Source organism: Chromobacterium sp. CV08 (assembly GCF_051129845.1).
Taxonomy (GTDB): domain Bacteria; phylum Pseudomonadota; class Gammaproteobacteria; order Burkholderiales; family Chromobacteriaceae; genus Chromobacterium.
Genome location: NZ_CP150453.1, coordinates 2,116,638 through 2,137,258 on the forward strand (window position 1 = coordinate 2,116,638; position 20,621 = coordinate 2,137,258).

At 64.2% G+C, this 20,621-nt stretch carries 7 protein-coding genes; 5 read left to right on the plus strand and 2 right to left on the minus strand.

Annotated features, from left to right (window positions below):
• Nucleotides 1-75 precede the first annotated feature (75 nt).
• On the minus strand, nt 76-1,476 hold the full coding sequence (locus WNM05_RS10235; protein WP_434634716.1) for an L-serine ammonia-lyase: 1,401 nt from the start codon (nt 1,474-1,476) through the stop codon (nt 76-78).
• Between the two features lie 499 nt (nt 1,477-1,975).
• On the opposite strand from WNM05_RS10235, the gene WNM05_RS10240 reads away from it, so the two are divergent.
• The 4 genes from WNM05_RS10240 to WNM05_RS10255 all read left to right on the plus strand — a co-directional run bounded on the left by WNM05_RS10240 (nt 1,976) and on the right by WNM05_RS10255 (nt 18,875).
• A complete protein-coding gene (locus WNM05_RS10240) occupies nt 1,976-3,667 on the plus strand; it encodes a ShlB/FhaC/HecB family hemolysin secretion/activation protein (protein ID WP_434634718.1) in 1,692 nt (563 codons plus the stop codon).
• A 36-nt stretch (nt 3,668-3,703) separates the two neighbouring features.
• The gene (locus WNM05_RS10245) at nt 3,704-17,071 is read left to right on the plus strand and encodes a hemagglutinin repeat-containing protein (RefSeq protein ID WP_434634720.1); all 13,368 of its coding nucleotides are present in this window, start codon (nt 3,704-3,706) and stop codon (nt 17,069-17,071) included.
• The gene (locus tag WNM05_RS10250) at nt 17,056-17,505 is read left to right on the plus strand and encodes a hypothetical protein (protein ID WP_434634723.1); all 450 of its coding nucleotides are present in this window, start codon (nt 17,056-17,058) and stop codon (nt 17,503-17,505) included. Before WNM05_RS10245 ends, WNM05_RS10250 begins: the two co-directional genes overlap by 16 nt.
• Nucleotides 17,506-18,206: 701 nt before the next feature.
• Nucleotides 18,207-18,875, plus strand: coding sequence for a hypothetical protein (locus tag WNM05_RS10255; protein WP_434634725.1), 669 nt, complete (start codon nt 18,207-18,209; stop codon nt 18,873-18,875).
• Between the two features lie 173 nt (nt 18,876-19,048).
• Here the strand turns inward: WNM05_RS10255 and WNM05_RS10260 are convergent, their stop codons facing one another.
• Nucleotides 19,049-19,600, minus strand: a complete 552-nt coding sequence (locus WNM05_RS10260) for a YqaA family protein (RefSeq protein ID WP_434634726.1) — start codon at nt 19,598-19,600, stop codon at nt 19,049-19,051.
• Between the two features lie 263 nt (nt 19,601-19,863).
• Here WNM05_RS10260 and aqpZ point away from each other — a divergent pair, with 263 nt between their 5' ends.
• Nucleotides 19,864-20,553 (plus strand): aquaporin Z, encoded by a 690-nt coding sequence (gene aqpZ / locus WNM05_RS10265; RefSeq protein WP_434634729.1) that lies wholly within the window; start codon nt 19,864-19,866, stop codon nt 20,551-20,553.
• Nucleotides 20,554-20,621 lie beyond the last annotated feature (68 nt).

Genomic DNA, 20,621 nt, shown 5'->3' on the forward strand with positions numbered 1-20,621 from the left:
CGGCGCGGTCCGGATGCCAGCGTAAAAAAAACGGCGGCCGGGCAAGGCGCGGCCGCCGTTTTCAGCTTTGCGGGGTCAGCATTCGACGATGTTGACCGGCACCTCGATCACATTGATCGCCAGGCCGCCGCGAGCCGTTTCCTTGTACTTGGTGCTCATGTCCATGCCGGTGTCGCGCATGGTCTTGATCACGCGGTCCAGCGACACGAAATGCTGGCCGTCGCCGCGCAGCGCCATCCGCACCGCATTGATCGCCTTGACCGAGGCCATCGCGTTGCGCTCGATGCACGGCACCTGCACCAGGCCGCCGACCGGGTCGCAGGTCAGGCCCAGGTTGTGTTCCATGCCGATCTCGGCGGCGTTCTCCACCTGTTCCGGCGTGCCGCCCATCACTTCGCACAGCGCGCCGGCGGCCATCGAGCAGGCCGAGCCGACCTCGCCCTGACAGCCGACCTCGGCGCCGGAGATCGATGCGTTCAGCTTGAACAGGATGCCGATGGCGCCGGCCGTCAGCAGGAAGCGGACGATGCCGTCCTCGCTGGCGCCGGGCACGAAGCGGGCGTAGTAGTGCATCACCGCCGGGATGATGCCGGCGGCGCCGTTGGTCGGCGCGGTCACCACGCGGCCGCCGGCGGCGTTTTCCTCGTTGACGGCCAGCGCGTACAGATTGACCCAGTCCATCACCGTCAGCGGGTCGCGCATCGCGGCTTCCGGCGAGGCCAGCAGCTTGCGGTGCATGTCGGCGGCGCGGCGCTTCACCTTCATGCCGCCGGGCAGGATGCCCTCGCGTTCGCAGCCGCGCTTCACGCAGGCCTGCATCACGTTCCAGATGTTCAGCAGGCCGGCGCGGACCTCGTCCTCGCTGCGCCAGGACAGCTCGTTTTCCAGCATGATCTGGCTGATGCTCTTGCCGTGGCGCTGGCACAGCGCCAACAGCTCGGCGGCCGACTTGAACGGGTGCTTCAGCTCGGTGACGCCCGGCGGGACGAAGCCGGCGTCTATCGCCGCCTCGTCGACGACGAAGCCGCCGCCGACCGAGTAGTAGGCGCGCTTGGACAGGCTTTCGCCGGCGGCGTCGAAGGCCTCGAAGATCATGCCGTTGGGGTGGTAGGGCAGGGTCTTCTTCTTGTGCAGCACCAGGTGTTCGCCTTCGACGAAGTCTATCTCGCGCTTGCCCAACAGCTTCAGTTTGCGCTGTTCGCGTATCGCCGCCAGCATGCCGTCCACGGCGTCGGTGTCGACCAGGTCGGGCTGCTCGCCCTGCAGGCCCAGCAGCACCGCCACGTCGGTGCCATGGCCTTTGCCGGTGGCGCCCAGCGAGCCGAACATCTCGGCGTGGACGCGGACGGTGGCGTCCAGCAGGCCGTCCTTCTCCAGGCGGGCGATGAATTGGCGGGCGGCGCGCATCGGACCCACGGTGTGGGAGCTGGACGGGCCGATGCCGATCTTGAACAGGTCGAAAACACTGATTGCCATGGTAATGCTTCTCGTAAGGGAAAGTTCCGGCTCGCGGCCGGCTTGTTGTCGGGCACCGTTGGCGGTGTCGCTATCTCTTTTTAGATTGTATCGGCTGCCGGGCGAGGCCGCGCGGAAACGGTCGCCGAGCCGGGCCGGCGTCGTGGCGGACACACAGCCGGAAGGTAGGTTAACCCAGCGCGAAAGCCCGTGCCACCCTGTCGGAAAAGGGGTTTTGGATGGCATATGCCATGCGGGCGGCGCGTTTCCGGCCTGGGGGCGGCGGGCGCGGCGCAAGCCTTGCCACGGGCGGCCGACCGCGGTGTGGCGATGGCTGCGGAGTTATTTGTCAATAAATTGTAAATATTGAAACCAAATGGTCAAAAACGACGTACGAGTCAGAGTTTGCTGCCAATCGTATCGATTTAAGTATTTTTACTTAGTTAAATGGCATTCATATTTGGTTAACATTCACCACATTTTTGTTAACTTTCCTTAAGTAATCACTCTAGTGTCTGCCGTGTCGATTTCCTCCCGGGCCGCCTTGATGGGCGGCTTGCTGTTTCCGGCGCTGTGCGCCGCCGCCTTGCCCGAAGCGCTGCAGCAACAAGCCGACCAGCTGCTGCGCAACCATCAGCAACAGCTCGACCTGCAACGGCAGGAACTGCAACAGCGCCCCGACATCATCCTGCCTGCACCGGCCGCCAAGCCGGTGCCGCGGGCCGTGCCGCCGGCGGCCGAGGCCGCCTGTTTCTCCATCCGCGAAGTCGTGCTGGACGGCGCGCCGGCCGACTGGCAGGCCTGGCTGCAGCCGCTGGCGCGCGCGGCGGCCGGGCATTGCACCGGCCTGGCCGAGCTGAACCGCCTGGTGGCGGCGCTGACCGACGCGATGGTGGCGCGCGGCTACGTCACCAGCCGCGTCTATCTGCCGGAACAGAACCTCGGCGGCGGCGCGCTGCGGCTGGCGGTGGTGCCGGGCCGCATCCACGCGATCCGGTTGAAGGCCGGCGGCAGCGACATCGGCTTGCGCACCGCCTTTCCGACCGGTCCGGGCGACATCCTGAATGTGCGGGACCTGGAGCAGGGACTGGAGCAGCTGGGCCGGGTGCCCGGCCAGCAGGCGACGATGGAAATGGTGCCGGGCGACGCGCCGGGCGACAGCGATGTGGTGGTGACGCGGCAGGACGGCCGCCCGCTTGGCGGCGCGTTGACGCTGGATGATTCCGGACAGCGCGCCACCGGTCGGCTGCAAACCACCGGCAGCCTGACGCTGGGCGGCGTCACCTGCCTCAACGACGTCGTGTCGCTGTCCTGGACCCAGGACGCCGAGCACCTGGTCCACCCGCTCAGCCGTTCGACATCGCTGTCCTGGCTGTTGCCGCTGGGCAACTGGACCGGTTTCGTCAGCTATAGCGGCTTCGACTACAGCCAGACGGTGCAGGGCGTCAACCAGGACTTCACCGCCAGCGGCCACAGCCGCAACGCGCTGCTGTCGCTGTCCCGGCTGTTGCAGCGCGACCAGAACGGCAAGACCGACATCAAGCTGAGCCTGACGCGCAAGGCCTCGCGCAGCTTCGTCGAAGACGCCGAAGTCGTGCAGCAGCGCCGCGACCTGACGATAGCTGGGCTGGAGCTCAGCCACCGCCATTATCTCGGCGAGGCGGTGCTGGACGCCTCCATCGGCTACCAGCGCGGCATCGGCGCCTGGGGCGCGCAGCCGGACGCGCTGGCGGCGCAGGGCGGCCCGACGGCCCGCCACGAGTTGTACCAGGGGCGGCTTGCCGTGCAGCTGCCGCTGCATGTCGCGTCGCAGACGCTGCGCTGGAGCAGCGAGCTGCGCGGCCAATACAGCCCGGACCTATTGATGTCCAGCGAGCAATTCGCCATCGGCGGCCGCGGTACCGTGCGCGGCTTCAATACCAGCACCCTGGTCGGGCAGAGCGGCTATTACCTGCGCAATGAGCTGAGCTGGCCGCTGCCGCCGGCCGGTTCTCTGGCGCTGGAGCCCTACCTGGGCCTGGACGCCGGCCAGATCGCCCGTCCGGCCTACGACGGCGGGCCGGATCGCAGCCTGTCCGGCTGGGCCGCCGGCCTGCGGCTGAGCCTGGGCGGCCATCTGTCGGCCGAGCTCGTCCACGAGCGCGCGCTGCACCAGCCGCAGGGCTGGGACCGTCCCGCCATCACCCATTTCTCGATTACCGCGCAGTGGTAAGCCCGCTGCCCCGTTCCGCATAGCAGACCCGATATCATGAACAAGCAACTCTATCGCATTATTTTCAACCAAGCGCGCGGCCAATTGATGGTGGTGCAGGAGGATGCCTGCGGACAGGGCAAGGGCAGCGGCGCCGACGGCGTCGCCGCGACGCTGGCGGCGGCGTGCAAGGCGTTCTCGCTGCGGCTCAGCGTGCTGCTGATCGGTCTGGGGCTCGGCGCCAGCGCGCTGGCGGCCGACATCGTCGCCGATCCGCACGCGCCGGCCGGCAAGCAGCCCGGCGTGATCCAGTCGGCCAACGGCCTGCCTGTGGTGCAGATCGCCGCGCCGACCGCCGCCGGCGTATCGCACAACCAGTACCAGCAATTCAATGTCGGCCCCGGCGGCGCGCTGCTGAACAACAGTCCGGTCAACGTCAATACCCAGCTGGCCGGCTATATCAGCGGCAACGCCAATCTGAAGAACGGCAGTGCCCGCATCATCCTCAACGAAGTGACGCAGGCCAACCCGTCGCAGCTGCGCGGCTATCTGGAAGTGGCCGGCCAGCGCGCGCAGGTGGTGATCGCCAACCCGTGGGGCATCACGTGCAGCGGCTGCGGCTTCATCAACACGCCGCAGGTCACGCTGACCACCGGCGTGCCGCAACTGAACGCCCAAGGCGCGCTGAGCGGCTACCAGGTGGCCGGCGGCCGCGTCAGCATAGACGGCGCCGGCCTGAACGCCGGCAATGTCGACAGCTTCGCCATCATCAGCCGGGCGGTGTCGGTCAACGCCGATCTGTACGCGCAGAAGCTGGACCTGGTGCTGGGGCGCAACCAGGTGGACGCCGCCACGCTGGCGGCGCAGCCGCTGCCGGCCAGCGCCGGCGACGCGCCGGCCTTCGCGCTGGACGTGGCGCAGCTGGGCGGCATGTACGCCAACGCGATCAAGCTGGTCGGCACCGAGAAGGGCGTCGGCGTCAATCAGGCCGGCACGATGGCGGCGCAGGCCGGCGATCTGCAACTGAGCAGCGCCGGCGACCTGATCCTGCGCGGCAAGACCCACAGCCAGCAGAATCTGCTTCTGCAGGCCGACGGCCAGCTGCAACACGACGGCGTCACCCGCGCCGAAGGCCAGGCCCGGATAGACGTGGCCGGTCAAAGCACCTTGCACCAGACGCTCAGCGCCGGCGGCGATCTGACGCTGAACACCGGCTCGCTGCAAGGCGACGGCGCGCTGGCGGCCGGCGCCCAGGCCGACGGCAAACTCAGCGACCACGGCCGGCTGGCGGTGACCAGCGCCGGCATGCTACAGCACAGCGGCCAGCTGCTGGCCGGCGGCGATGTCAGCCTGCAGGCCGGCCTGGCCGATCTGTCCCAGGCCACCGTCAGCGCCAGTCACGGCGCGCTGGACCTCCAGGCAACAGATGACCTGAACACCCGGAACGCCAGGCTGACCGCGGCCGGCGCCGCCAGCCTGGACGCCGGCGGCCTGCTGGACAATCGCGGCGGCCAGTTGTCCGCCGCCAAGGTGGACCTGCGGCTGGGCGCGCTGGACAATCGCCAGGGCAAGATCGTGCAGACCGGCCAGGACGACTCGGCCTGGCATGTCGACGGCGCGGCCGACAACCGCCAGGGCCTGCTCGCCAGCGCCGGCCGCTCGCTGAGCCTGCGCAGCGGCAGCCTGGACAACCGCGGCGGCGAAGTCGGCCACGGCGGCGCCGGCACGCTGCAACTGACAAGCGGCGCGCTGGACAATCGCGAACAGGGCCGCATCGCCAGCGACGGCAGCCTGGACGCGCGGGCGGCGCAACTGGACAATCGCCAGGGTCGGCTGGTCGGCCAGCAGGGCGCGGACGTGCGTGTCGACGGCGCGCTGAGCAACGACGGCGGCGTGCTGGGCAGCGACGGGCAGTTGAGGCTGGGCGCCGGCCAGCTCGACAACGGCGCCGGCCTGATCCAGTCCGGCAAGGACTTGCAGCTGAGCGCTGCCGGCGTGACGAATGCCGGCCAGATCCTGGCTCTCGGCAAGGACGCGGCCAGCCAGATCGATGTCAGCGGCGATTTGCACAACCAGGGCAAGATCGCCGGCAACGCCGATCTGACCGTCAACGCGGCCAGTGTCGACAACAGCAAGGGCACGCTGCAGGCGGCCGGCCATCTGGAATTGAGCAAGCAAAGCTCGCTGAGCAACGACGGCGGCCATATCGCGGCGCAAAGTCTGAACGTCACCGCCGACTCATTGACTAATAAAACCGGCGAAATCTACGCTCAGCAGCAGTTGAGCGGCAGGTTGAAGACGCTGGAAAACAGCAAAGGCAGCCTGATCGGCGGCCAGGCGGTCGACCTGGCGGTATCCAATCAGCTGCATAACGATGGCGTGCTGGGCAGCGATGGCCAGGTCAAACTGACGGCCGGCAAGCTGGACAACGCCGCCGGCACGATTCAATCAGGCAAGGACCTGCAGCTGACGGCGGCCTCCGTCACCAACGCCGGTCAGATTCTGGCGCTGGGCAAGGACGCGGCCAGCAAGGTCGACGTGGCGGGCGAGCTGCACAACCAGGGCAAGCTGGCCGGCAATGCCGATTTGACCGTCAACGCGGCCAGCGTGGACAACGTCAAGGGGACGTTGCAGGCCGCGGGCAGCCTCGGTCTGACGAAGCAGACGACCCTCACCAACGACGGCGGCCGCGTCGCGGCGCAGAACCTGAATCTGGACGCCGACAGCCTGAGCAACCGGGCCGGCGAAATCTACGCCCAGCAACAGCTGAGCAGCCAACTCAAAACCCTGAACAACAGTCAGGGCAGCCTGATAGGCGGTCAGGGCATCGACCTGACCGTTTCCGGACAACTGCACAACGACGGCGTGCTGGGCAGCGACGGCCAGGTCAAACTGACGGCCGGCCAACTTGACAATGCCGCCGGCACCATCCAGTCCGGCAAGGAGCTGCAGTTGACGGCGGACCGTCTCTCCAACGCCGGCCAGATCCTGGCGCTGGGCAAGGACGCGGCCAGCCAGGTCGACGTGGCGGGCGAACTGCACAACCAGGGCAAGCTGGCCGGCAACGCCGACCTGACGGTGAATGCGGCCAGCGTCGACAACGCCAACGGCGCCGTGCAGGCCGCCGGCCATCTGGAGCTGAGCAAGCAAAGCTCGCTGAGCAATGACGGCGGGCGCATCGCCGGCCAGAGCCTGAAGTTGGACGCCGACAGCCTGAGCAACCGGGCCGGCGAGATCTACGCCCAGCAGCAGCTGAGCAGCACGCTGAAGACCCTCGACAATAGCCGGGGCAGCCTGATCGGCAGCCAGGGCGTCGACCTGGCGGTATCCAATCAGCTGCATAACGACGGCGTGCTGGGCAGCGATGGCCAGGTCAAGCTGACGGCCGGCGCGCTGGAGAATGTCGTCGGCACCATCCAGTCCGGCAAAGATCTGCAGTTGAGTGCTGCTAGTCTGAGCAACGCGGATAAAGGCCAGATTCTGGCCCTCGGCAAAGACGCGGCCAGCAAGGTCGATGTGGCGGGCGAACTGCACAATCAGGGCAAGCTGGCCGGTAATGCGGACCTGACGGTGAATGCGGCGACGGTCGACAACAGCAAGGGCACCTTGCAAGCGGCCGGTCAGCTGAATCTGACCAAGCAGAGCACCCTCACCAATGACGGCGGCCACCTCGCCGCGCAGAGTCTGACCCTCAACGCCGACCACCTGAGCAACCAGGCCGGCGAAATCTATGCCCAGCGACAACTGAGCAGCACGCTGAAGACGTTGGACAATACGAAAGGCAGCCTGGTTGGCGGCCAGGGCGTCGATTTGACGGCGAGCGACAAGCTGCATAACGACGGCACGTTGGGCAGCGGCGGCCAGGTCAAGCTGACGGCCGGTGCGCTGGAGAATGTCGCCGGCACCATCCAGTCCGGCAAAGATCTGCAGCTGAGCGCTGCTAGTCTGAGCAACGCGGATAAAGGCCAGATTCTGGCCCTCGGCAAAGACGCGGCTAGCAAGGTTGACGTCAGCGGCGACTTGCACAACCAGGGCAAACTGGCCGGCAATGCCGACCTGACGGTGAACGCGGCCACGGTAGACAACGCCAACGGCGCCTTGCAGGCCGGGGGCCATCTGGAACTGAGCAAGCAAACCACGTTGACGAATGACGGCGGCCATATCGCCTCCCAGGGTTTGAATCTGAAGGCCGACAGCCTGAGCAACCAGGCCGGCGACATCCGCCAGATCGGCGCAGGCGAAGCCAGGCTGCAGATCGGCCAGGCCTTCAACAACCAGCAGGGCCAGCTGCTGAGCAACGGCGGCCTGACCGTAGAGGCCGGCCAGCTCGACAACCGCCAGGGCGTGCTGGGCAGCCAGGGCGCGCAGGCCTTGAATGTGCGGCAAGACCTGAACAACCAGGGCGGCACGCTGGCCAGCGGCCAGGCGCTGAAGCTGACGCTGCAGGGCGCGCTGGACAATCAGAAGGGGACAATGCAGGGCGACAGCCTGCAACTGGACGCCGCCGCCCTGGACAACCGCGGCGGCGGCATCAAGGCGCTGGGCGCCGGAGGCAACCGGATCGCGCTGGGCGGCAAGCTGGACAACTCGGCCGCCGGCACCTTGGCCGCCAACGGCGACCTGACGCTGCAGGCTAATCAACTGGACAACCGCGGCGGCCTGTTGCAAAGCGCCGCCAGCCTGGACGCGCGGCTGGCGCAGGATGCGCAGAACGGCGAGGGCAAGCTGCAGGCAGGCCAGTTGCAACTGAGCGCCGCCAGCCTGGGCAACCAGCACGGCCTGATAGGCCAGGCCGGCGGCGGCCTGGCGAAGCTGGCCGTCCGCGGCCAGATCGACAACAGCAAGCAGGGCAGGATCACTTCCGCCGGCCAGTTGCAAGTCGACGCCGGCGACCTCGACAACAGCCAGGGCGTGCTGAGCAGCCAGGGCGACCTGACGCTGCACGGCAAGGCGCTGAACAACCAGCAGGGCACGCTGGGCAGCAACGGCGCGCTGACGCTGGGCGCCGCCAGCCTGGACAACGGCGGCGGCCTGCTGCAGGCCGGCCAGACGCTGCAACTGGACAGCGGCAGCCTGCGCAACGCCGGCGGCAAGATCTTGGCGCTGGGCGCCGGCGACAGCCGGCTGACGATAAGCGGCCAATTGGCCAACGGCGGCCAGATCGCCGGCAACGGCAACTGGCAGCTGAAGCTGCAGGGCCTGGACAACGGCGGCGGCAGCGTTTACGGCCAGCGCAATCTGGCGATCGACACCGTGTCGCTGGCCAACGCCGGCACCTTGTTGTCAGGACAGGACCTGTCGCTGAGCCTGCAGGGCGATTTCGTCAACAACGCCGGCACCCAGTTGCAGGCCAACCGCAATCTGAGCATCAGCGCCAGCGGCAACCTGGTCAACAACGGCCAGCTGCAAAGCAGCGGCAACCTCAGCCTGTCCGGCGTCAACTGGACCAATAACGGCAGCGTCAACATCGGCGGCACGCTGAGCACCCAGCTGAGCCAGGGCCTGTTCAACTATGGCAGCCTGGGCGCCGGCGCCTTGAACCTGAACGCGGCCAGCCTGAGCAACGCCGCCTCCATCACCGCCGGCGACATCGCCATCCACGCCGGCAGCCTGGACAACGGCGGCGGCAAGGCCGTGCTGGCTTCGGCCGGCAATCTGTCGCTGAACATCGCCGGCACGCTGAACAACCATGACGGCGCCTGGCTGTACAGCCAGGGCGATATGCGCATCGGCCAGGCCGGCGCGGCGGCGGGGCAGGTGGTGAATCACATCGCGACCTTGCAGTCGGATGGGAATATGTTTATTGAAGCGGGGAGGGTGAGTAATGAGTCGAATCCGGTAACTGTTAGTCAAAGCTCTACAACTGTGACTTCAGAAAAAACCACATATCAAATACCCACATACGTTACTAGTTATACTGAATGTGGACATGATGGAATGAGATCATGTGCATCTGGCTATATGGCTTATGTTGGGCAATTCAATTTTTTGAATGGATTGGATTTAAGTACCCAGCATGTTTATAATGATTGTAGTGGTAATCATTGTCATAGCACACCAGACCAAGTTGTTAAATATCGATTTGTCAGCGATGATCAGAAAAATCAAATATTGACGGTTCGTAGAGATTACGATGGGACTCCTCCGTTTTGGCTAGGGAAGCAGCCAGAAGACACGATGACGGTTTACTATTTGTGGCGAGATGGTAATCGATATACATTCCTGCCTGGATTTGATCCAAATAAAAACCTAGCTTCTTTAGACAGCCCGTTTCCAGTTCGACCTATTCGTATGGGTGATATGCTTTCTTCTTGGGAGCCTGGGGCAGCATACAAAGGGGGGATGGGGCCTGTTGTTTCTTTGTCGAATACGAACCCAAATATAGAGATAGCCCATTCTGGTGAGTTTTCCAGAGTTACTACAACTACGATTGTTACAGATGTCGCAAGTGGATTTGTCCAGCCTGCCCGGTTGTTGGTGGGTGGGGATCTACATGTCAGTAGTGGTGAAATATATAATCAGTACAGCTCAATTTCCACGGGAGGTGGCCTTTTTGCGACATCAGGCAGTGTGCAAAATATTGGGCAGCAGTTAAAGAAAACTACCACAATCACAGCTGTGTCTAATGCAATGTCATTGGGCAATCCTGGGACGATTTTTTCTTGTGCAAGTAATATTTTTACTTGCACTACACCAGTAGGGTTGCCGGCTATTACTAATAGCCAAGTGATTGGTTCGCTCGATGCCACTGTTGCCACTAATCAGCATTTGAGCCTGCAGGCGCCAACCATTGTCAATGGCAAAGCTGTGAAGCAGCTGGACATGGGGCCGGTAGCGAATGCCGTATCGCAAGTCTCGGTGATGTTCGATCAGGCGACGGGGCAGGCAGTCACCACTGCCGGCCAGTCGGCAGCGAGCGCCACTGGTCAGGCGTTGGGCGGCAAGACCGTTGACAGTGCGAGCGGTCAGACCTTGCAAGGCCATATTGGCCGCAATGCCGAGGCGGAGCTGGCTAATCGCGTGCCGCTCTTTATCCCGGGACTGGGGGGGCTCGGCAGCAGCTACCAGCCGGCGCCGGCCACGCAGCAGGTGACGCTGGCGGCTGGCGGCGCCAAGGCCGGCAATCCGGTGGCCGGCGGCTACGCGGTGCCGGACAACGGCATGTTCCACGCCAGGCCGGCGCCGCAGCAGCCGTATCTGGTGGAAACCAATCCGCAGTTCACCCAATACAGCAACTTCGTCTCGTCCGACTACCTGCTGAAGCAGCTGAACTACGACCCGAGCAAGGTGGAGAAGCGGCTGGGCGACGGCTTCTACGAACAGCAGCTGGTCAGCCGCGCCGTCACCGACCTGACCGGCAAGCGCTTCCTGTCCGGCTACGGCAACGCGATGGAGCAGTACCAGCAGCTGATGAGCAACGGCGCGCAGTACGCCAAGCAATTCCAGCTGACGCCGGGCATGGCCTTGTCCGCCGATCAGATGGCCAGGCTGACGTCCGACATGGTGTGGCTGGTGAAGCAGAACGTCGGCGGCCAGGACGTGTTGGTGCCTATGGTCTACCTGGCCAACGCAGATCAAAAATCCCTGCGCGGACAGGGCGCGGTGCTGGCAGGCAACAGCATGAGCCTGCTGGCCAGCGGCGACCTGGTCAACAGCGGCACGCTGAAGTCGGACACCGCCTTGCTGGCGCAGGCCAACAACATCCGCATCGAGGGCGGTAAGGTGCAGGCCGGCGGCGATCTGGGCCTGTCCGCCAAGCAGGATCTGATCATCACCGACGACGCGCAACACAGCCAGGCCGGCAGCAGCGTCAAGGCCGGCGGCGACATGCAGCTGCAGGCCGGCAACGACCTGAAACTGCAGGCGGTGGCCCTGGACGCCAGCGGCAGCGCCAGCCTGCAGGCCGGCCGCGATCTGGACATCGCCAGCCGCGAAACCCGTTACGCGCTGGGCGGCGCCAACCGCTACGGCGGCTTCCAATACCAGCAGACCGACCATGTCGGCAGCCAGCTGAACATCGGCGGTAGCTTGATGTTGAGCGCCGGCAACGACCTGACGCTGTCCGGCAGCGGCGCCAAGGCCGGCGGCAGCGTATTGGCGCTGGCCGGCAACAGCCTGACGTTGGAATCGACGCTGGACAGCCAACACGGCGCCGGCAACTGGTGGGGCGGCGGCTACGACACGCTGAGCCAGAACCGCAACGCCTCGCTGCTGCAGGGCGGCGGCGACGTGTTGCTGAAGTCCGGCGGCGATCTGAGCCTGAGCGGCTCGTCGGCGCAATCGACAGGCGGTAGCCTGGCCGCGCTGGCCGGCAAGCAGCTGACCGTGCAGAGCCAGGTCAATAGCAAGCACGACAGCGGTTACAACTGGAGCAACAGCCACAACTGGCAGACCGACAAGCTGACCGTGGCCGGCCTGTCCGGCAAGAACGGCTTGCAGCTGCAAGCCGGCGGCGACGCGCAGCTGAACGGCGCGAGCCTGGCCAGCGGCGGCAAGCTCGCGCTGTCCGCCGGCAACGACATCCTGCTGGGCGCGGTGGCGACGGAAAGCCGCAACGACAATACCTGGGGCGAGCGCGTCCGCAATAATTACGACCTGACGCAGCACGGCACATCGGTGCAGGGCGAGGGCGGGCTGATCCTGCAGGCTGGGCGCGACATCGCCACCCACGCCGCCGGCCTGCGCAGCGACGGCGAGGCCACGCTGGCCGCCGGCCGCGACATCAATCTGGGCACCGCGGCCAACCAGCACAGCGATTACAGCAAGACGGTGACCTCGTCAGGCGGCTTCCTGAAGCACAAGACCACGGTGGACATCAGCGCCCATCAGAGCGCGACCCAGGTGGGCACCAATCTGTCGGCGGACAAGCTGACCGTCAGCGCCGGCCACGATCTCGACATCGTCGGCAGCCAGGTGGCGGGCAGCGACGCGGTGCGTCTGGCGGCCGGCAACAACGTCAACATCCTGGCCGGCACCAATACCAGCCAGAGCTTCCAGTACCACCACGAAAAAACCTCCGGCGTGTTCGGTACCGGCTGGGGCGGCTTCATGGTGGGCAGCAAGGAGCTGACCGACGCGCTGAACACCCAGGGTATCATCCAGAGCCAGAGCAAGAGCCTGGTAGGCAGCCTGAACGGCGATCTGTCGGTGCAGGCCGGCGGCAATGTGTTGCTGCAGGGCTGCGGCCTGAGCGCCTTGACCGGCAATGTCGACGTCGGCGCCAAGTCGGTGATGGTGCAGGAGGGGCGCGATCTGACGGTGGTGGACCACAGCCATGTGGAAAAGCAGAGCGGCTTCTCCGTCAACGCGGTCAACACGCTGAAGGACACCTTTGACAACCTGAAGGACATCGCCAACACCCAGCATGGCTTCGGCCTGCTCAAGGGCATAGGCACCGAACTGGCCGCCACCTCGATGTCCAGTGGCGAGCTCGATATGTCCTACACCAAATCGGAGCAGGGTTATCAGCAGCATACCCGCACCGTCAACAGCGTCGGCAGCGCCATCCTGGCCGGCGGCGACATCTCGCTGCAGGCCAGCGGCAAGCCGGTCGAGCAGGTCGGCGACATCACCGTGGTCGGCGCCCAGCTGAAGGCCGGCAACAAGGTGGATCTGTTCGCCAACGGCAAGGTCGACATCCTGGCCGGTGTCAACGAACAGCAGAGCGACAGCAGCAGTTACAGCCATACCACACGTCTGTCGCTGTACACGCCGCAAATCGGCGACGCGATCCGGGCGATGGAAGGCGGACCCAACCACAGCGGCACCTCGCTGACGCCTTACAACCAGTCGCGCCAGGACAGCCAGTCCAGCCAGAACGGCCAGCAGTTGAACGGCAGCCAGATCCAGGGAGAGCAGATCCGCGTGGTGAGCCTGGGCGGGGACGTCAATGTCGCCGGCTCCTCGCTGCAGGCGGTGCATGACGTCGCCATCGCCGCCAGCCAGGGCAATGTCAATATCGGCGCGGCCACCGCCAACTACCAGTTCAACCAGGACAGCAAGGGTTTCACGCTCGGCAATGTCGGCGGCGGCAACCACAGCGCCACCATAGGCGTGCAGCATACCGAGGACACGGCCGCAGGCCATGGCAGCACGCAAAGCAGCGCGCTCAGCCAGATAGTCAGCCAGCAGGGCAATGTCACGCTGAGCGCCGCCGACGCGATCAATGTCGCCGGCGCCCAATTGCAGGCCGGGCAGGACCTGTCGCTCAGCGGCAAGGCGGTGCATGTCGCGCCGGGCGTCGATCAGGACAGCCGCGTCGAAACCCACCACATGGACCAATGGGGCATTACCGCCACCGTCAGCAGCCCCATCCTGACGGCGATGGATGCGGCGACGAATATGGGCCAGATCGCCGCCGGCGGCCAAAACGCAGACTCCCGCACCCGCGCGCTGGCGACCGGCACCGCGGCGCTGGCGGCCTACAACGGCTACCAGGCGGTGCAATCGGCCACCAACGGCCAGCTGGTGTCCGGCAGCGTCACCATCGGCGCCAGCCACAGCGACAGCAAACAGGAAACCCAGTCGCAGACGCATGCGGGCACCAGCCTGAGCGCCGGCCGCGACCTGATGTTGCAAGCCAGCGGCGGCAAGGATTCCAATATCGACGTGCTGGGCAGCCAGTTGCAAGCCGGACGCAATGTCACGCTGCAGGCCGACAAGCAAGTCAATCTGCTGTCTGCGCAGGACAGCAGCAGCCTGCATGGCGAAAGCAGCGGCAGCAGCTGGGGCGTAGGCATCGGCGGTTCGTTCGGGCAAAACGGCTTCAGCTTCGGCATCACCGCCAATGCCAGCCGCAACGCCGGCCATGAGAATGGCAATACGGTGGATCAGCGCGACACTACCGTCAACGCCGGTCAGACGCTGCATATTCAGTCCGGCGGCGATACCACGCTGAAGGGCGCGGAAGCGCGCGGCCAGACCATCGTCGCGGACGTCGGCGGCAAGCTGGACATCGAAAGCCTGCAGGACCAGCACCAGTACCACAGCAGCAATCAGAGCATGGGCGGCAGCGTCACCGTCGGCTACGGTTTCAGCGCCAGCGCCAACTATAGCCAGCAGAAGATGGACAACGACTATGCCAGTGTGCAGCATCAGTCCGGCCTGAAGGCCGGCGACGGCGGCTATCAGGTGACGGTCAAGGGCAACACCAATCTGGCGGGCGGCGTCATCGCCGGCAGCGACAAGGCGGTGGCAGACGGCAAGAACAGCCTGAGCACCGGCACGCTCACCGTCAGCGATGTGCAGAACCATGCCAACTCTTCCGGCAGCAGCGTAGGCCTGGGCGTCAGCGGCAGCTGGGGCAGCGGTTCCGGCGGCAAGTCGGCTGACAAGCCTGCCGACAGCGCTGCCGACAAGTCCGTCGCGCAAGACCAGAACGGCGCTCAGCCTGCCACCGGTCCCTATGGCGTGCAGGTGCAGAAGTACGATAACGGAGGCAGCGTCGTGCCGACCGGCGTGATGGCCGCGCACGAAAGCGAGGACAGCACCACCCGCGCCGGCATCAGCGGCGGCAAGCTGACCATAACCGACGGCGCGGCCCAGCAGGCGTTGACCGGTCAGACCGCGGAACAGGCCACGGCGGCGGTCAACCGCAATGTCAGCAGCGACAAGGACGGCGCCAACGCGCTGAAAGACAAGTTCGACAAACAGCAGCTGCAAACCGCCTTCGCCGTGGTGCAGACGTTGACCGACCAGGTGGGCACCTTCACCGCCAACAAGGCGGCGGAAGCCAAGGCGGCGAAGGACCTGGCCGACAAGGCCAACGCCGATCCCTCGTTGACGCAGGCGCAGAAGGACCAACTGCAGGCGCAGGCCGCCGATGCGGCCAAGTGGGCGCCGGGCGGCGAATACAGCCAAATCCTCACCGCCGCCACTGCCGGCATAGGCGGCAATGTGGCCAACGGCCTATCCGGCATGGCGCAGAACGCGGGCATCGCCTATCTGCAGGGCCTGGGGGCGCAGAAGGTCAAGGAGATGGCGGATCAGCTGGAGAAGGACGGCAAGCCGATGGCGGAGAGCGAAACCGTCCGCGCGGTGCTGCACGCTGCTGTGGCCTGCGCCGGGGCGGAAGCCAGCGGCCAGAGCTGCGGCGCCGGCGCGGCGGGCGGCGCGGCCAGCGTGGCGTTGAACAACGCGCTGGACCTGATCCAGCATACCGATGCCGAGAAGATGACGGCGGAGGAGAAGCTGCAGCGGGAGAATCTGGTCAGCGGTCTGTTGACCGGCTTGGCGGCGGGAACCGGTGGTGCGGATACGGCAGCGACTACGGTGAATGCGGCTAAGACGGAGATGGAGAACAATGCTTTCGCGGACTGGCAGATTCCAGTGCGTGGTGGCCCTGAGGTTCAGGCTGCGGTTAAGGCCGGAGAGAAAAAAGGTAGTACATTAGCCTTGAGGTCGGTAGCCGATCAGTTACCCGTGATTGGTACTATTTTGTCCTTAAAAGATGCAGAAAACGCGACGGATGTTGTGCTCGCATTGGCAAGCAGCATGCCGGATGCTGGATTGGTCGTTTCTCTGGCGAAGGAAGCAAAAGCAGCACTGGCTGCAGGCGATATCGCGAAAGCAAAAAAATATCTCAACGAAGCTGAGTCGGGGATTCTCAGTGTTTGTACTGACGGAGCTTGCTTTGTAGCCGGCACACCAATCTTGACAGATAAAGGGCTGAAAGCGGTCGAGACATTTGTTGGAGGAGAGTTGGTATGGGCGCGTGATGATCAAACAGGAGAGTATGGCTTCCGTCCAGTTGTGGCGCATAAGGCTACTGTGGATCAAGACATCTTCAGGGTCGTGGTGGAAGATGCGGCGGGTAAGCAGGAGGTGTTGAGAACGACGGCGGAGCATCCATTCTGGATCAAAGATTGGGGATGGAGGAAGGCGGCGTTGTTGCAGCCTGGCATGACTTTGCTGGACAAGGCGGATGGCTTGTTGACCGTGATCAGCCAGGGGAAGGAGGACGTACGGGAAACCGTCTTCAATATCCAGGTAACCGAATTCCAGACTTACCACGTGGGTGAGCTTGGGGTTTGGGTGCACAATGCAAAATGCTGTCCTGAGCTTGATAAAAATGTAGGGAAGCAAGGGAGCAGGCGGCTGCCAGTACCAGAAGCTACAGTCGCTGAAAATGGCTTGGCTTATAAATCTAATGAAAAGCATACCCCAGGAGCTGGTGGTGGTGGTGCTGGAGGGGCGCCTAGAGGGATTGAGCCAAGAAACTCATTAGATTTGTTTGATAAGTCAGTTGGGATACCAGGTACTGAAGCAAGATATACTATGGATGAAAGTGGAGGCGTGCATAGGTTTTTCGATGATAATGCAGGGACGTATCACTGGAGTGGCAGTACAGGTGATGCTAGAGCTCCGTTGAAAATACCTGAACGAGATAAGGCACAATTGAGGAAGTTGGGATGGAAAATAAAGTAATCATTGGCGATGTGAATCTATTTGCTATAAAAATAGAGCCTCTTGATGTGGTGGGTAATCTGATTTATGGATCGGTTGATATATTTATTGAAGGGGATTCCGTTCTGCGGGTGAAGTATAATGATTACACCATTAATTCTATTGTTGCTGAATTGAAGTGTAACTTCCGATCTGAATTGTCTGTAAGGGATCTGGGTAAGGTGTGCGTGAAAGAGATTGACTTTCATGCTTTGAGTGAAGATAGGGTTGTTTATATCCCAACTGGGGAATTGTGGGATTGTGGTCTCTCATTGTATTTAGGGTTTGATGGGGCGGAAGAAAGATTATTTTATAGTAATGATTTTGAAGAAACGATTTTCGAGAAAAGACTTCCAAAAGGAACAACTCAGAAAGTAATTTTAAGTATTCCAGATTATGGAAAGAAATTAGGTTGATTTTGCGAAGATAGAGCATGGAGGGGAATGAACGGCGCGAAGTTAGAAAGCACATCACGATTAAATTCGTTCTAATCGAATAGATCACCATTCTTAAAGAGTTCAGCCTTCTTGTGTGGGCAGCCATTTGCTTGGCGTGACATGATGTTCTGAGAGGAGAGTGTTGTGTATGTGCAATTTGTCGTGCCGCTCTAGCCCGTTTCCAGGAAGACTCCGGCAGTTTAACGCGGCATGTTTGCATTACGAGAAATCAGCTGTGGCTTTTCAGGCAAACCATTGATTGCATGTAAATGTCCAATTAATTGACATGCTAAGGGCGGAGGGGTAGCTTGAAGTTTCTCTCAAAGCACAGCTGCATCCGCCCAGTTTAGGCGGTATCATTTGCACCTTCATTCCGCAAGGTGTGCATTCGCACGCCGCCGCGATCAAGGGGGGTGTCGGGTATCCGTAAGGACCCGGACGGCTGTGCCGTTGAGAGCACCCCCACCCCCACGGTGGGCTTCTTCTCTCAAAGCACAGGAGGCCGCCATGGCCATGATCAATCTTGTTTCTGAAGCGCCTTCCGCCTTCAGCTCCCATCTTCCTTTCTCCGCGATCTACCCTGGGCCGTGCCCGGACATGCGGTCGCATCGCGCACTACCGCATCCGATTTCTCCCGCCATGGGCTTGCAAGCACCCAGGCCGTGCCGGAGCGGCCGGCGATGAACCATCACATCGACCTGGATGTCAACGCGCCGCTACGCCTCGACTACGCCAAAGACCTGCCGCTGCGCGTGGTCCGTCGGCAGGAGGGCTTCTGGTTTGTCGCCGCCGAAGTGGCCGCCGCGCTGCAACAGGACGTCAACGAGCTGCTGCCGGCGCTGGAAGCGCCGGCCGGTCGGCTGCTGCTGTTGGCCGGCGAGGCCGAGCCGGTGCTGTGCCTGTCCGAAGGCGAGCTGGACGAGCTGGTGCGGCGGGTGAAGAAGCCGGGCGCGCGGCGGCTGCGGCGCTGGTGGCGGGAGGAGACGCGGCCGGCCTTGCTGCATGAGGGCGGATCGGCCACCACGGCGGAGAGCCTGCATCTGGCCTTGGCGCTGGCGGCGGAAGCCGCCCAGCAGGTCAGCCGGGCGGTGATGGAGGCGGTGTTGCGCGGCCCCGGGCCGTGGCAGCATTCGCGCTGGGTGGTGGCACTGGATTACGAGCGTCGCAACCGGCAGCGTTGGCCGCATGGCAAGCTGATCGGCCTGTCCTGTTCGGTCTCCACGCTGGAAGGGCTGGCCGAGCTGATCGCCGAGCCGGGCAGGATGCCGGTCAACAACGCCGATCTGGTCAAGCTGGCGGCGGCCTGCCATCTGCGGCTGGCGGAACGGATGGGGCGGATTGCCGGCTAGCTTCGGCCGACGTTTTCCCGCTATGGGCGTTCGCCGATGCCGGGGGCGGCGTCCGCTCTTCCCAAGCCCTCTCCCGCGAGGGGAGAGGGGCTTTGCCGCAGTGCCGAACATGTCATTCAGCCCAATCGACTTCCGCATGTAATCGGGATAGGGTCCGGGGCCTTGCGCGCCGCTCAAAACCACTGCCCCAGGCTATGCCAGAAGCTGTCCGGCACCCACAGCAGCGCCGAGGTGGTGACGAGGTAGCGCAGGAATTTGCCGACCGCCATATAGCAGGCGCTGGGCCAGAACGGGATGCGCAGCCAGCCCGCCACCGCGCATAGCGGGTCGCCTATGCCGGGCAGCCAGGACAGCAGCAGCAGCGGCGCGCCTCTTTGGCGCATCCAGCGGACGTGGCGCGGGTTCAGCGCGGGCTTGCCGGCGCGGGGGCGGGCGTGCGGATGGCCGTGCGCGCGGTGGCTGCGGCGGACGCGGTAGCGCAGCAGCGCGAGCTTGGCGCCGTATCCCATCCACCAATTGATCAAGCCGCCTATGGTGTTGCCCAGCGTGGCGACGGCCAGCACCGGCCAGAACAGGTCCGGCTTGAGCTTGATGTAGGCGAACACGGCCGGTTCCGAGCCCAGCGGCAGCAGCGTCGCCGATGCGAGGCTGATGATGAAAGTGGCGGACAAGCCGGCTTTCGGCAAGGCCAGCGTTGCGAGCATCCAGTCCAGCAGTCCTTCCATCGCTTGCGCTCGGTTGGTGTCGGGCCGTCGATGATAGCATCGCCCCGGCACGGTTTCGTCGCCGATCGCTGCCTGGCGACCCGGCATTGCCGCCGCGAACGGATCGGTCGGGGATTTCGGCCAGTTTGCAGCGCGGCGCGTCGCGGGCATGCTGGCGCTCTTCACTTGCTATGGTTAAACGGCAATCGATCAGGTTCCGCGGCGCATCGGCCATGCCGGCTGCCGAGGGTCCGGTTTTTTTGAAACCTTGAAGAGGGGCGGCGATGAAATCCTATGGCGCGGAGTTTCTGGGCACTTTCTGGCTGGTGCTGGGCGGTTGCGGCAGCGCGGTGCTGGCGGCGGCGTTTCCCAATCTGGGCATCGGCTTCGCCGGCGTGGCGCTGGCTTTCGGCCTGACGGTGGTGACGATGGCCTACGCGATCGGCCATATTTCCGGCTGCCACCTGAATCCGGCGGTTTCGGTCGGCTTGTGGGCCGGCGGGCGGTTTCCCGCCGCTCAGCTGGGGCCTTACATCGTGGCGCAGGTGCTGGGCGCCGTCGCCGCGGCGGCGGTGCTGCATGTGATCGCCAGCGGCGCGGCCGGTTTCGATGTGGCCAAGGGCTTCGCTTCCAACGGTTATGCCGAGCATTCGCCGGGCGGCTATTCGTTGCCGGCGGCCCTGGTGTGCGAGGTGGTGATGACGATGTTCTTCCTGCTGGTCATCATGGGCGCCACCGACAAGCGCGCGCCGGCCGGTTTCGCGCCGCTGGCGATAGGCTTGGCGCTGACCTTGATCCACCTGATCAGCATCCCGGTCACCAATACCTCGGTCAATCCGGCGCGCAGCACCGGGGTGGCCTTGTTCGTCGGCGACTGGGCGGTGAGGCAGCTGTGGCTGTTCTGGCTGGCGCCGATCGTCGGCGCGGTGCTGGGCGCGCGGGTGTACCGCTTGATCGCCGGCGAGTCCGAGTAGCGGCGGGCGGGCAGGGTTGCAGAGAAAAGCCGCGGCGCTTGTCGCGGCTTTTGCTTTGCCGGCGCGGC

What these genes read in the sequence shown, in the direction of transcription:
- WNM05_RS10235 (WP_434634716.1), bottom strand. Translation starts at nt 1,476, where the DNA reads ATGGCAATCAGTGTTTTCGACCTGTTCAAGATCGGCATCGGCCCGTCC.
- WNM05_RS10245 (WP_434634720.1), top strand. Translation starts at nt 3,704, where the DNA reads ATGAACAAGCAACTCTATCGCATTATTTTCAACCAAGCGCGCGGCCAA.
- WNM05_RS10250 (WP_434634723.1), top strand. Translation starts at nt 17,056, where the DNA reads ATGGAAAATAAAGTAATCATTGGCGATGTGAATCTATTTGCTATAAAA.
- WNM05_RS10255 (WP_434634725.1), top strand. Translation starts at nt 18,207, where the DNA reads ATGAACCATCACATCGACCTGGATGTCAACGCGCCGCTACGCCTCGAC.
- WNM05_RS10260 (WP_434634726.1), bottom strand. Translation starts at nt 19,600, where the DNA reads ATGGAAGGACTGCTGGACTGGATGCTCGCAACGCTGGCCTTGCCGAAA.
- aqpZ (WP_434634729.1), top strand. Translation starts at nt 19,864, where the DNA reads ATGAAATCCTATGGCGCGGAGTTTCTGGGCACTTTCTGGCTGGTGCTG.